The 13,037-nt window shown below is 36.8% G+C and carries 12 protein-coding genes; 4 read left to right on the top strand and 8 right to left on the bottom strand.

What is annotated here, in order from left to right; genetic code table 11:
- Window positions 1-34 precede the first annotated feature (34 nt).
- The 8 genes from HMPREF9456_RS04935 to HMPREF9456_RS04900 all read right to left on the bottom strand — a co-directional run bounded on the left by HMPREF9456_RS04935 (window position 35) and on the right by HMPREF9456_RS04900 (window position 7,911).
- Window positions 35-1,687 carry a tetratricopeptide repeat protein gene (locus HMPREF9456_RS04935; RefSeq protein WP_006842366.1) on the bottom strand — a complete coding sequence of 551 codons (1,653 nt, stop codon included), beginning with the start codon at window positions 1,685-1,687 and terminating at the stop codon, window positions 35-37.
- A 55-nt stretch (window positions 1,688-1,742) separates the two neighbouring features.
- The gene (locus HMPREF9456_RS04930) at window positions 1,743-2,747 is read right to left on the bottom strand and encodes a PstS family phosphate ABC transporter substrate-binding protein (RefSeq protein WP_006842365.1); all 1,005 of its coding nucleotides are present in this window, start codon (window positions 2,745-2,747) and stop codon (window positions 1,743-1,745) included.
- The gene (locus HMPREF9456_RS04925; protein ID WP_245530991.1) at window positions 2,748-2,942 is read right to left on the bottom strand and encodes a hypothetical protein; all 195 of its coding nucleotides are present in this window, start codon (window positions 2,940-2,942) and stop codon (window positions 2,748-2,750) included.
- A 111-nt stretch (window positions 2,943-3,053) separates the two neighbouring features.
- Window positions 3,054-3,890 carry an energy transducer TonB gene (locus tag HMPREF9456_RS04920; RefSeq protein ID WP_006842363.1) on the bottom strand — a complete coding sequence of 279 codons (837 nt, stop codon included), beginning with the start codon at window positions 3,888-3,890 and terminating at the stop codon, window positions 3,054-3,056.
- A 24-nt stretch (window positions 3,891-3,914) separates the two neighbouring features.
- The gene (locus tag HMPREF9456_RS04915; RefSeq protein WP_006842362.1) at window positions 3,915-4,577 is read right to left on the bottom strand and encodes an ExbD/TolR family protein; all 663 of its coding nucleotides are present in this window, start codon (window positions 4,575-4,577) and stop codon (window positions 3,915-3,917) included.
- Between the two features lie 33 nt (window positions 4,578-4,610).
- On the bottom strand, window positions 4,611-5,222 hold the full coding sequence (locus tag HMPREF9456_RS04910) for an ExbD/TolR family protein (RefSeq protein ID WP_006842361.1): 612 nt from the start codon (window positions 5,220-5,222) through the stop codon (window positions 4,611-4,613).
- 70 nt (window positions 5,223-5,292) lie between these two features.
- Entirely contained in the window at window positions 5,293-6,114 is an 822-nt protein-coding gene (locus tag HMPREF9456_RS04905; protein ID WP_006842360.1) for a MotA/TolQ/ExbB proton channel family protein, read from the bottom strand.
- Window positions 6,115-6,525: 411 nt separating this feature from the next.
- A complete protein-coding gene (locus HMPREF9456_RS04900; RefSeq protein WP_006842359.1) occupies window positions 6,526-7,911 on the bottom strand; it encodes an aspartate kinase in 1,386 nt (461 codons plus the stop codon).
- Between the two features lie 195 nt (window positions 7,912-8,106).
- Here HMPREF9456_RS04900 and HMPREF9456_RS04895 point away from each other — a divergent pair, with 195 nt between their 5' ends.
- From HMPREF9456_RS04895 to HMPREF9456_RS04880, 4 genes are all read left to right on the top strand, one after another.
- Window positions 8,107-10,554 (top strand): DUF5686 and carboxypeptidase regulatory-like domain-containing protein, encoded by a 2,448-nt coding sequence (locus HMPREF9456_RS04895; protein ID WP_006842358.1) that lies wholly within the window; start codon window positions 8,107-8,109, stop codon window positions 10,552-10,554.
- Window positions 10,555-10,661: 107 nt separating this feature from the next.
- Entirely contained in the window at window positions 10,662-11,567 is a 906-nt protein-coding gene (menA, locus tag HMPREF9456_RS04890) for a 1,4-dihydroxy-2-naphthoate octaprenyltransferase (protein ID WP_006842357.1), read from the top strand.
- Window positions 11,567-12,067, top strand: coding sequence for a metallophosphoesterase family protein (locus HMPREF9456_RS04885; RefSeq protein ID WP_006842356.1), 501 nt, complete (start codon window positions 11,567-11,569; stop codon window positions 12,065-12,067). Before menA ends, HMPREF9456_RS04885 begins: the two co-directional genes overlap by 1 nt.
- Window positions 12,068-12,127: 60 nt before the next feature.
- Window positions 12,128-12,964 carry a lysophospholipid acyltransferase family protein gene (locus HMPREF9456_RS04880; RefSeq protein ID WP_006842355.1) on the top strand — a complete coding sequence of 279 codons (837 nt, stop codon included), beginning with the start codon at window positions 12,128-12,130 and terminating at the stop codon, window positions 12,962-12,964.
- Window positions 12,965-13,037: the final 73 nt, after the last annotated feature.

Genomic DNA, 13,037 nt, shown 5'->3' with positions numbered 1-13,037 from the left:
TCCAGACTGTTTTTCATATTTTACATCTACTTATTTACTTGCCATTAGCAAATTCAAATAAAGCTTTACCATTTGCATTTTCAGGATCTAGTTCAAGAACCTTTTCTGCATATAGTTTTACATTTGCTTTATCATCAGCCTTTTTGCTTTTCTCGAACTGTAAATAATAATAGTAGCTCAAATAGCTGTATGCTTCTATCAATATTTTGCTGCTTGGTTCCGGATCAGCCAACAGAACTTTAATTGTTTCTTCATAGAATGGTTTTGCCAACCCTTGCTCCGAGTCCGGGTCCATCTGATAGTTTGTACGCGCTCTCTGATAGAATCCTAAATAACTATCCGGCTTACGTTCTGCAACTACAGCAAAAGCTGCATCTGCTTGTTTGTATAGCGCAATAGATTGTTCTTTTACTTGCTCCGGAGTTAACGATTTATCAGCCTCAACTTTAGATGCTGCAGACAGATAGTAGCTACCTAATTGATAATAATCAGTTGCTTCTGCTCTTTCTCCAAGCATCTGGATGTATTCTTTGTAATAATTAGCTGCTTCAGCGTACATCTGATCTTTGGCAGAAGCTGTAGCGATCTCTTTAAACAAGCTTACTTTGCTAGGATCTAGTTTTATCGCTTTCTGATATTGCTCTATAGCCTTTGCTTTATTGCCTGTTTCAGATAGTATATTTCCATAAGCCATATAGTCTGAAACCAAATATTTCACTGTATCAACCTCAGATCTAGGTATACTGAAGAACTTGTCTCCTGCAGCTAAACCGTCCTGATAGTTTTTTGTTTCATTTTCGATATACATCAACAAACGATTCAACACGAAGCTGTTTGGTTCGCGTTTCAAACCTTCATTAATCAGATTCTTTGCACCTGAATATCCTTGTGTAAAGTACTCTGATGCAGCATAACGAGTAATATCATCTACGGTATAATCGCCACCTTTGAAGAATTCTTTGTATGCAGCAATTGCATCGGGATAAAAACCGTCTCTGTAATACAAGTCTGCAAGATCTTTGTAAGCAATCTTATATTCAGGTTTGATTTCTATCGCTTTTTTCAACAAATCGGCTGCTGTATTACGATTAATATATTCATATACCTTAGCACCTTTCATGTAAGCCAATACACAGTTAGGGTCAAAGTTAATAGCCTGATCGTACTGCCCTGCTGCTCCACCGGGATTGTTTTCTTTGGCTAACATATCTCCTTCGAGAATGTATGAATATGGTGATTTCTTATCAGCCTTCTTCGCTTCAGCAATCATCAAAGTGGCTTTGTCTTTCATGCCATTATCGAAATATGCTTTTGCGATTGCCAAAAGAACAGTAACATTCTTTTTATTCTTTTTTTGAACTTCTTTTAATTGGTCTTCTGCAACCTTTGTGTTTGACTTTAATTGCAATTTAGCTAATCCTACAGCACCAAGACCCAGCTCAGTTGTTGCGGCTGCACTCTGTTCAAACTGAGACTTAGCTTCAGTCAAATTATTTTCCAGAATTGCAATTTCTCCCAGATAATAATGAGCTTCTTCAGGATTCTGCCCTACGTTTTTAGTAAAATATTCTTTCGCTAGTTTGGTTTCACCAAGGCTCAGATAATCTGCTCCCGGGCTATTTTGCGCAAATGCCGACAAGCTTATCGCTAAGCTCAAAAATGCGCTCACTAAATACTTCATTTTCATCTTCTATACTATTTTTATTAATATTTATTTATATGTGACAGATATCAGGCCTATCCTAAAATGTTGGGTTTGCTCTTACCAGTCTGGTAGGTACATTTGCGGGATAAAGCCCGGCCTTGAGTATAATACGTTGTCCTTTCTCTCCTGCAGCAAAGGTAACAAAACCTGAAGGTAATCCACCTTTGACATCTGAGATTATAATAAAAATATCTCTCGTCAGCGGGTATTTTTTTAAGACTAAATATGCGGCAAAAGGTTTAAAACTGTTTTCCTCAGTGGCTTTGTCTTCAGAGCTTACCGACATAACATTTATACTATTAATAAAGCTTAAATTTTTAGGATCGGATGGATTGCTGATCCAATTGACACCAATAATACCGATTGCATTAGGAACAGCAGCAACATAATCTATCACTTGCTGATTGGGTGTACGCTCTTGCAGATTGACATTTTTAACGCTGTCTGCCGACCTCGCTTTTACATTCCGACTGAGAGGTTCTCCACCGCAGATTGAATCTTTTATAAATCTGACAGTACTGGAATTAGGGCTATCGAATACAACCGATATTTCACCCAGTTTAGATTTTGGATTTATCTCCTTCCAATCCTTAATCTGACCTGTCATTATTTTTTTAATATCAGACACTGTTATCAAAGTGTCCATATTTTCTTTGTTTACAATAAGGGCAATACCATCAATAGCAAGCCTCTGTGTACGTGGTGCTTGTTTGCGTTCTTTTACAATTTGTGTTTCGTTTGCAGTAAGTTGTCGTGTAGCAATTATTACACGCAAGCTATCTTTCATAAATAAATTGAATGCTTCATTTTCACTGGTAAATATCGGAATAACCAATGCTTCGTGATTTAAAGCTCCAAAAACATCAACCTGTTCTTGTATCACAGGAGCAAAGCATTCATCAACAGCTATCTCAGCTATACCACTTGTGGGCGTATCTGTTCGTGTTATCTTCCTCTGGTCGCTACAAGAAAAGAGAAAGATAAAAGCAAAAATACATACAATAAGACTAAGATTTTTCATAACAAAAAACAGATAATTCATTTAAAATTGTTTCCATGCACGGTATCCTCTGAATATGCCGTACAAAAACAACAGCACACCCATGGCCACGCGAAGCAAGATATGTACATTCTCAAAAATAGGGGTAAATACCATCAAAACTGACACACATAGATAAAACAATACCATAAATATACCAAATATTGCTTTTCCCGATATTTTTTTTCCTTCTTTCATACCTTTTTTTATTGGAAAAAGAAGAGAAGATGTGTCTTTCATACTCCAACTTCTCTTCTTTACTAAGTCTTATTTACAATTTTTTATAAAAATCTCAATAGATATTCACTTTTACTGTTTCAAACGGAATACGATAGGGAGAGTAAAGTACACAGGTACATTCAATCCATTTTGTTTTCCCGGTATCCATTTCGGCATCGATTTAACCACACGTACAGCTTCTTTGTCGCACGATGGGTCGATACCACGAATTACGTTTACATCTTCAATTGCTCCAGTTTTAGAAACAACGAAACGCACTGTTACACGTCCTTGAATACCTGATTCTTGAGCCACTACCGGATATTTGAGGTTGGAAGCAATATACTTTTGCATTTCCATCTCTCCTCCCGGGAAAGTAGGCATCTGTTCTACAGTAACGAAAGGTTTTTCAACGGCAGGTTTTTCTTCTACTATCACCTTGTGTTCTCTCAACTCAGCGATATCGACACCTGTCTTATCATTTGTACCTTTCACGTCAGCCACCGAAATTTGGATTTTAGTTTCCTGAATTTCATCCTGTGACTTCATTTGCTGATCGTCACGCACCTCATCGTCTTTTGCAATCTTAGGAGGCACAAACTTCACTGTTGTTTTCAACGGTGGAGGCGGCGGAGCAGTTTCTTGTTTAATCTTATTCTCTTCCGGAATTTCTTGTTCTACCGGAATATTAGATAACTCGAAAGTGTCTTCCATTGGTCCAGTATTGCCTTGTGTTAGATTCTTTACCACTGATACCAGACTCGGTAAAGCCGACACAAATATTGCAACAGCAAGGATTACTAAAAACGCAACGATATGTCTCTTCGATGATGATTGACGTAGCTTGTAAGCTCCATAGTTTTTATTCTTACCTTCAAAAACTACATCACACCATTCGGAGGAATTCAATTTTATATCTTTTCCCATAATTTTACTCCTTTCTTAATGTGATTAATTTTTTGGTGGTGCAGCACTAGCGCCATAAGCCCCTTTACTTTTCAGGTTCTCAAGCAAGAATTGGTCACCCTCAGTCATATCCACAATTGCATATTTTGCAATACTGCAAATCTGCATTTCATCAAGAGCATCAACAAGATTTTTATAACTAGCTTCGGATGTAGGTTTAATAACCACTACTTGTCCATCCTTGTCATCTTTTATTTCTTTTGATCTTGTCTTAAATTCTTCCTCTGACATTTTATTCTTCTTCTCAAATTTTTCCTGTCTCAATTCCCTCATCTTTGCTACAATAGGGGCATTGCGTTCCAGTAATATTTTACGAAGTCCTTCAGGGGAATAATCAGTTTCTTTCAAGGTTGTATAATCACTATAATTAGGTATACCTGTATAGTAATATACTTTATTGTCTTCTCCTAGAATCAAAGTAATAGCTTTAGACTCCTTGACCTTCACTTCATCCTCTTCAGTAAGTTTCTGATCCGTAGGCATCGCAATATCCATGATTTGCGGTTTACTCAATGTTGTACAGAACATGAAGAATGTAATCAAGAGCATGTTCATATCCACCATCGGAGTAAAGTCTACTCTCAGGGTCTGTTTCTTGGGTTTACCTTTTTTCTCTTCTCCACCACCGGACTGTTGTACTTCTGCCATAATTTTTTCTTTTTTTAATGTTTAAATCATGTTTTATACGCCTTCCGGCATTCCCCTTAGAGATGTTATGAGGCTATAACGGTTTTCTTTCATCTTCACAAGACTTTTCAATACCTTATCCACCAATGGATAAGCTGTTGACTGGTCTGCTTTGATAGCAATACCCATATCATCGCCTCCAATTTCGCGTGCATGTTGTACCCAACGTGAAAACTGATCGTTAACACTGTCGGATGGCACACCCCACTTCTTTATCTCACTATCCTGAGTGCTCAATGGCATATCAAGGAAAGCAGCCATTCTGTTCATAGGCACACCAATGTGTGTTTGTTCTATGAAAGATCTAATCTGCTTATCGGTGAATGTAATACCATAATCTTGCCCCATCTTTTCCAATATCGCCTTTTTATTTTCCGGTCTGTCTATATTCAAGAATACCTTTCCTTGCGGATCTATCAATATATTCAACACATTATATTCAGGCACTTTCACCTCAGATACTGACTGTGGAGTCATTACCTGTACCGGTTCTTTTGGTAAGAAGGTAGCAGTAAGCATAAAGAATGTGAGCAAGAGTACAGTAACGTCACTCATCGCCGTCATGTCGATGAATGTGCTCTGTTTTTTTACTTTTGTCTTTCCCATTTTCTTACTTTTACTTATTAGAGTGGAATCTTATATGAATTCCACAAATTGTTCTGAAAAAAATTGTTAATTATTTAGATAGACCTCCGTGAAGAGTAGTATAAGTTTGACCGATAGCAAAACCTACTTCATCAACAGCGTTAGTTATATCTTCAACTTTTCCAGAGAAATAAGAATAAGAAATGATAGATGCAGCACCAGTACCGATACCCATAGCTGTATTGTAAAGTGCTTCAGAGATACCTACTGCAAGAGCTGTAGAGTCTGGAGCTCCTTCTTGACCCATCGCACCAAACGAACGGATCATACCAAGTACTGTTCCGAATAGTCCCATCAAAGTACCTAGAGTAGAGATAGTAGCGATAACTGATAAGTTTTGTTGTAGATATGGAAGTTCAAGAGTTGTAGCTTCTTCCAATTCTTTTTGAATCATTGCTGCTTTTTCGTCATTGTTCTTGTCAGCAATTTTTTCAACATCTGCATATCTGATTAATCCTGCTTTTAATATATTAGCCACAGATCCTTTTTGTTCGTCACATAGCTTTGTTGCACCTGCGATGTCACCAGCTTCTAACTTAGCTTTAGCGTTCATCACAAATTTAGCTGTGCTTCCTTTTCCACTAGCTCTGTTCAATGCAAAGAATCTCTCTACAGAAAGAGTAAGTGTTGTTAGTAACAGCGTGATAACGATAGGAATTACCCATCCTCCTTGGAATAATGCACCTAGTGAATTGCCTGGTAGTGGATGACCTTTTTCGTCAAAGTTAGCCTTATCCCCGGCAACTAGGTAGAAGAATAGGTGAGCTACAATCGCACATCCAATAACGACTATCATAGCTGAAACGCCTTTAGATCTTGGTTTTTGTTTTGGTTGTTGTTTTTTAGTTTCCATAATGATAATAAATAATTTAAGTTTAGTGAATCAATTTTTAAATTTATATTTTTTAATTTTCAATAGTCTTCTTAATTTTAAAACAATAAAATTACACAGTGTCAATTATTATAGGATGCAAATATACTATTATTTTGATTTTTTAAGTATTTCGCATCTAACATTGCACTTTTATTCACACTTCTAATCAAATGTAACGGTGAAATCAGTTTTTTATTTTCCAATAAAAGCAACTTTTGTAATAGAGAATGTTCAAGCAAATTCAAAGGTCTATATATCTGTAATTGTGGATATTCTTTTTTATTTAAGTGCCCCACAAGGTATTAAACGATCACTCTAGTTTCAGCTAACAAAAATAGAACTAAAAATCAATTCACACAATAAAAAAAATATAAAAAAACCCTTATTAACCTATTTCTCTATACACAGTTCATCATTCAGTGCAATTACCGCGTCTTTATAAAATTCTCTTTTTATCACAAACTGCATATTCACCTGCCGTAGAGATTGAGCAAAACTCTCGACATTGATACCTTTTTGAAACAGAGCTTTCGAGGCTCTATACAAGAATCCGGGCAGTGCAATATTGGTACCCATCACACACACTAAGGCTACACGCTCTACAATAACCTGATAGAATGTCGTCTCCAGATCTGTTATCATTTCGCGTGATTTGTAATTGTCCCATACCACCATTGTGATAGAGTTTGCATTTGTAGATTTGAGAATGTAACTCACATTATATTTGGCAAATATCTGCATTATTCTCAAGTCAAATCCAACCTCTCCAACCATCATTGGATCGTGAATTTCTACAGCTAATACCTTATCTGTACCTGAAACAATCTCTATCTTCGGTATTTCCGACACATATTCTTTTGTGATCAATGTACCTGGGTGTTCCGGCTCAAAGGTATTTTTGATACGAATATCTATATTTGCAAGTTCCAAAGGCTTAGACGCTTTCGGATGAATAGCCTCCATGCCAATATCAGCCAACTGGTCGGCCACTATAAAATTTGTTCGTCCTACAGGGACTACCTTATCCACCCCTACTATATTGGGATCGGCGCTTGATAAGTGATATTCTTTATGGATAATAGCCTCGTCAGCATTTACTTCTACGGCAATTTTGCTAAAAGTAACCTCTGTATAACCTCTATCGAACGCACGCATAATACCCTCAGTACCTTTCGTATAACCGGTAGCAACACAAACATCCTTACTGAAATCAACGCCTTTGAATGCTCTATGAATACGCTCATCTATCGTAAGAGGCAGAGAGTCATTGAATCCGCAAAGATCGATAAACCGAGCAGAGATACCATTGTTATTCAAAATATTTACAGTATTCCACGCTGAATGTGCCTCTCCTATCGAAGCTAAAATTTCGCGTGCGGCTAAACAGATATCTTCGGCATTTACGTACCCTGAAGCCAAAACTTTGCTCAAACTGTGAAGCATTGTTTTAGCCTGTTTGAGGCGAAAGGTAATAAATTCTCTTGCTTCTAATAGATTCAGGCCGATTTCTTCAAAACCCTTATTTATAAGCAAAAGCCTTTGACACAGACTATCTAATCCGATGCTATAATCTGCATTTTCGAGAAATTGGACATATACTCCGGGCTCTCCTGTTTTTTTATGTTCCAATAGCCAGTTAGTGACATTATTATATGCGGATACAACAAATATCCGATTGTACATTTCTTCCGGCTTTCTCTTTCCTACAATGACGTTCTCCAGCACATCTTTAAACTGCGACATGGAGGTTCCGCCAATTTTCTCAACTGTAAGCATTTTAATCTTTAATATTTTGAAAAAAATTTAGCGCAAAAATAATAAAATAATCTTATTTCACAGGGGAATATAGAATAATGTCACTCCTTTGTAACATTAAATCGAATAAAAACAGGAAATAAGTAAAGAATAAATCGATATTTCCGATATATTTGTAGAGAATGTTAAAAAGTGTCCCTAAATAATAAACTAATAATGAGATTATATATTGCCTTGGTTTTATCCTTTTTTTGCTCCATTCATTTGCACGCACAAAACTTTAAAGGAAAAATTACAGACACAAACGGCGAACCGTTATATGGAAGCACAGTATATATAAAAGGTGTAAATCAAGGATTGGTATGTAACGAAACAGGAAGCTATCAAACGACTATACCCAACGGAGAATACGAAGTTGAATATAAATGTTTGGGGTTTAAACCCGAAGTACGAAAAATCAATATCAGTACAGATAGAGTAACTACATTAGATATAGTACTATATGAAACACCTTTCAACCTGAAAGAAATTACCGTATCAAATCAGGAAGACCCGGCCTACCCTATTATGCGGAAAGCAATAGAAAAAGCACCATTATATGCCGCTTCTGTAAAAGAGTATACTGCCGAAGCCTACATAAAGGTAAACGCTGAATTGCTTAAAGTTTCGTCATTGATCGATAGAATGGCAAAAAGAGAAGAGGGGGTTAAACTATCAGATTTTAAAGAGTTGCTATTTACACAAGAATCCTTCAACGAAATACGTTTTACAGCACCCGACAAGTACGAACAAACAGTAAAAGCGTTCTCAAGCAGTATTCCCGATAATATAGATTCGAAAGACGCGATGGGAATATTAAGCACTTCCTTGTACAATCCGAAGATTGGTTCATACATTTCGCCCTTGCATCCTCAAGCATTTTCTTATTACAAATTCAGATACGAAGGGTTTATAGAAGAGAATGGATTAACAATAAATAAAATTAAAATAGAGCCCAAATTAAAAGACCCTTCGCTTTTTGAAGGCTACATATATATAGCAGATTATACATGGCATATATATTCTGCGGAACTTCGTTCTAATCCATACGGAGCAAAACAAGCATATACAATCTCGTTTCAGGAATTGGCACCAAATGTATATCTGCCTATCACTTATTTGATAGCATCTGATATTGACATCTTCGGAATTAAAGCTACAATGAACTACTACACATCACTAACCTATAGTAATATTAAAACGAATGAATCGGTAATAAGTGGTACAAAAAGCAAAAAAGAGAAAAGAAACTTTGAAATCGGACGTCAAGACTCCTTATATATAGTAAGATCGGATAGTTTGGCATCTAAGCGTGATGCAGCATATTGGGCTAACATAAGAACGATACCTCTGGGAGAACGGGAGATAAAAACATTAATCAAAAGGGATTCCATACAGCAACATCTCGATTCGGCGAGAGAGAAGCACCGTAATCCAAAGCTGACATTTTCGAATATAATAAACGGAGGTCAGATAGGAAATGACTCCAGCAAGGTGAAAATCAAATTCAATGGGATAGTCGAAGGTAGTATCTATGAGTATAATTTTGTAGATGGGCTATGGATGGGACAGTCGTTCAGGTTAACGAGTAATATCGGAAAACACAACAGGCTAGAACTCACACCTTATATATATTATGCCTTATCAAGAAAAAGATTGGTAGGTGGAGGGAATATAAATCTTACTTATGCGCCTTTAAGATTAGGCAACCTAACCATCTCTATAGGAAGCACAAGTGAAGATTTCAATCCACAAGGCATTCATCGCTTCAATAACTTTTCAAGTTCATTAATCAGAGGAAAGAATTACAACTACTTCTATCAAAAAGATTTTATTTCCGCAACGAATAGTATAGATATTTCGAACGGATTATCTGTATCTGTAGGACTGGAGATAGACAGGCGTCATGGATTATCAAATAATACGGATTACACCTGGGGTAAGAAAAGTAAAATTATGCCTAACATATACCCTTACGACCGGTTTGACAAGACAGCATTCAACTTAGGTATAGAGTATACCCCTTACGCCTATTACTCTATAAAAGATGGAGCTAAACGATATGAGAGATACGCTTCACCTACATTCTACATTAATTACGAGCAGGCATTCTCGGGATGGCAAACCAACAATGCTCAATATCAAAAATTATCGGGAGGAATAAAGCAACAAATAAAGCTAGGTGAATTCAGCAACTTCAACTACCAACTCGAAGGAGGTCGCTTTTTGGGAGAAAGAGACAAAATACACTTTGTGGATTATCAACATTTCAACACATCGAATGTAACAGTGAATCTGAAATCTCCATTCACATCCTTTATGCTGTTAGATAATTATATTGCTTCAACAAATAGATATTGGATCAGAACCAATTTCAACTACGAAAGCAAGTATATATTAATTAAACGACTCCCATTTCTTCAAGGAAAAATGTTTACAGAAAGCCTACATCTAAAAAGCTTGTACACCGCCGACATGAAATATAGTGAGATGGGCTACTCACTAAACTTCACAAAGTTGCTTAATGTGGGAGTATTCGCATCATTCAAGAAAACAAAATATCAGGATTTCGGCATAAGAGTATTGTTCGATTTAGACAATATAAAGAAAACTATAAACAGGTAAAAGCAAGCATAACGTCACCTTTCTATTTTTAGGTAATATTAGAATTTGACCTGATAATAATATTTTTCTCATCAGACTAAAATACATACCTTTGCACAAATTTAATTATGGCATCTGTAAAATCTTGGGTATCGGCTCTGCGTCCACGCACACTATTCTTGGCGGGAGCTACAGCACTATGTGGCAGTGGGATCGCATATAACACAGGAAAATTCAGCATATTTGTATTTGTTCTGACTATTTTGGTAGCGAATGTATTACAACTGCTATCAAATATGGCAAACGACCTTGGTGACTACCAACAAGGTACAGATATCACAGGCGAAAGAATAGGACCTCAACGAACAGTCCAAAGCGGAGCCATTACTCCCGAAGAGATGACAAAAGCAATAAAAATAGCCATAGCATGTGCTATTGTTATGGGAATCTTGCTTGTCTATGTGGCTCTTCAGTTTATGGAGTGGCAATATATTTTACTCTTTCTGGGCTTGGGACTAGGTAGCATTGTAGCCGCAATAAAATATACAGCCGGAAGAAATCCTTATGGATACAAGGGATTGGGAGATATTTTCTCATTTGTCTTCTTTGGACTAGTGTCAGTTGTTGGAACATATTTTCTACATACCCATACTATAGATTTCAAGCCGTGGCTACCTGCTATAGCTTTGGGTTTACTAACAGCTGCCGTACTCAATCTTAACAATATGCGCGACATAGACAATGATAGAAAATCGGGAAAAATAACAATCCCGGTACGGATAGGAATCAAGAATGCTAAGATATACCACGCCCTATTAATTATAGGAGCGTTCGTTTCCCTTACGGCATATTCTATATTATATAGTACCCACTGGTATCAATATATCTACCTATTAAGTTTTCTTGTATTTTTTAAATTGTTAATTAACATTATCAAAATAAAAGAGAATCGTCTACTCGACCCATACTTGAAATATACTTCGATGGGAACATTTATCCTATCTGTTTGTTTTTGTATTTGTATCAATCTATAATGAAAAAGATAGGATTACTTTCTGACACCCATAACTGGTGGGATGAGAAGTTTGCAAAATATTTTTCCGACTGTGACGAAATATGGCATGCGGGAGATATAGGTTCAATGGAGTTAGCTTTAAAGTTCGAAGCTTTAGGCAAACCCTTTCGGGCTGTGTACGGGAATATCGATGATAGTCGTGTACGTGCAGCATATCCCGAAACATTACGCTTCACACTCGAAGGAGTAGATGTGTTTATGATTCATATAGGAGGCTCTCCGGGAAGGTATGAGCGAAAAGTACAATCAATATTACTTATGAATCCGCCCAAATTATTTATAACAGGGCACTCACATATACTAAAAGTCATATTCGATAAAAAAATAAACGGATTATTCATCAATCCGGGTGCAGCAGGCAAATATGGGATACATAAAGTCAGAACCCTTCTTAAGTTCAACTTGAGTGAGGGTAACATCTCCGACTTGGATGTCATCGAACTTCATGACGAATCTTAATTAATACTTGTCTAATATTTCAATTTTAACGAAATTTGCAACAGTAAAAAAAACAGCAGCATGAAGGAAAAATTACTGAGCTATGATGATGTTCGCAAAATGAGCCCCATTTTGCGTGGCCCATTTGGAAATATACTTATAAAATTTGCTATGTGGCTGACCGGGATGAATAAAGTCAACCGCATCTACGATACTTCGAAGCAATACGAAGGTCCTGAATTTTGCAAACATTTGCTACAAGACGTTGGGGTCAATATAGTAGTAGAGAATATAGAAGTGCTTAACGAATACGAAGGAGCTTCGTTTATCACAGTCTCGAACCATGCATACGGTCACATAGATGGTATTGCCGCCATTGCCACAATCGCATCGGTTCGCCCCGACTATAAAATGATGGTGAATTTCATTCTCGGCATGATAGATACAATGTCTCCCAACTTTATTGCTGTTAATCCTTTCCAAAGCGGGAAGATGGCAAATAAGTCAAGCCTCGAAGGAATAAAGCAATCCATTGAACATATCAAAAGCGGACATCCATTGGGATTCTTCCCTGCCGGTGCTGTATCTAAGACAAAAGTGCGAAACTTCAGAATGGAAGTCGAAGACCGTGAATGGCAAGAACCGGTGCTAAAGTTGATAAAAAAGTCGAAAGTACCTGTGATACCCATGTACTTTAGCGGTAGAAATTCTTGGTTCTTTAACTTTCTTGATCTTGTAAATTGGAGACTCCGTTCATTGAGGTTAGGACATGAAGTGTATAATAAAAAGGGTAAAACGATATACTTACGATTGGGTGAGCCAATATCACCGGAAGAACAGGCAAAACATACAGATATAAAGGAATTCGGAGAGTTTTTGAAAGCTAAAACATACGCTTTAGCTAAATCTACAGATTAAACTCATCACCTTTAGAAATCTTCACTAAAAAAGACTGACAAAACTGAAATTAATATGTAATTTTGTCAGGTTT

This window comes from Dysgonomonas mossii DSM 22836 (assembly GCF_000213575.1).
GTDB classification, from domain to species: domain Bacteria; phylum Bacteroidota; class Bacteroidia; order Bacteroidales; family Dysgonomonadaceae; genus Dysgonomonas; species Dysgonomonas mossii.
This window is presented reverse-complemented; position numbering and strand designations above follow the sequence as displayed.

Excerpts from the sequence above, each read along its gene's own strand:
- menA (WP_006842357.1), top strand. The coding sequence starts at position 10,662 with ATGGCATCTGTAAAATCTTGGGTATCGGCTCTGCGTCCACGCACACTA.
- HMPREF9456_RS04925 (WP_245530991.1), bottom strand. The coding sequence starts at position 2,942 with ATGAAAGAAGGAAAAAAAATATCGGGAAAAGCAATATTTGGTATATTT.
- HMPREF9456_RS04920 (WP_006842363.1), bottom strand. The coding sequence starts at position 3,890 with ATGGGAAAAGATATAAAATTGAATTCCTCCGAATGGTGTGATGTAGTT.
- HMPREF9456_RS04905 (WP_006842360.1), bottom strand. The coding sequence starts at position 6,114 with ATGGAAACTAAAAAACAACAACCAAAACAAAAACCAAGATCTAAAGGC.
- HMPREF9456_RS04900 (WP_006842359.1), bottom strand. The coding sequence starts at position 7,911 with ATGCTTACAGTTGAGAAAATTGGCGGAACCTCCATGTCGCAGTTTAAA.
- HMPREF9456_RS04915 (WP_006842362.1), bottom strand. The coding sequence starts at position 4,577 with ATGGCAGAAGTACAACAGTCCGGTGGTGGAGAAGAGAAAAAAGGTAAA.
- HMPREF9456_RS04930 (WP_006842365.1), bottom strand. The coding sequence starts at position 2,747 with ATGAATTATCTGTTTTTTGTTATGAAAAATCTTAGTCTTATTGTATGT.
- HMPREF9456_RS04910 (WP_006842361.1), bottom strand. The coding sequence starts at position 5,222 with ATGGGAAAGACAAAAGTAAAAAAACAGAGCACATTCATCGACATGACG.
- HMPREF9456_RS04885 (WP_006842356.1), top strand. The coding sequence starts at position 11,567 with ATGAAAAAGATAGGATTACTTTCTGACACCCATAACTGGTGGGATGAG.
- HMPREF9456_RS04880 (WP_006842355.1), top strand. The coding sequence starts at position 12,128 with ATGAAGGAAAAATTACTGAGCTATGATGATGTTCGCAAAATGAGCCCC.
- HMPREF9456_RS04895 (WP_006842358.1), top strand. The coding sequence starts at position 8,107 with ATGAGATTATATATTGCCTTGGTTTTATCCTTTTTTTGCTCCATTCAT.
- HMPREF9456_RS04935 (WP_006842366.1), bottom strand. The coding sequence starts at position 1,687 with ATGAAAATGAAGTATTTAGTGAGCGCATTTTTGAGCTTAGCGATAAGC.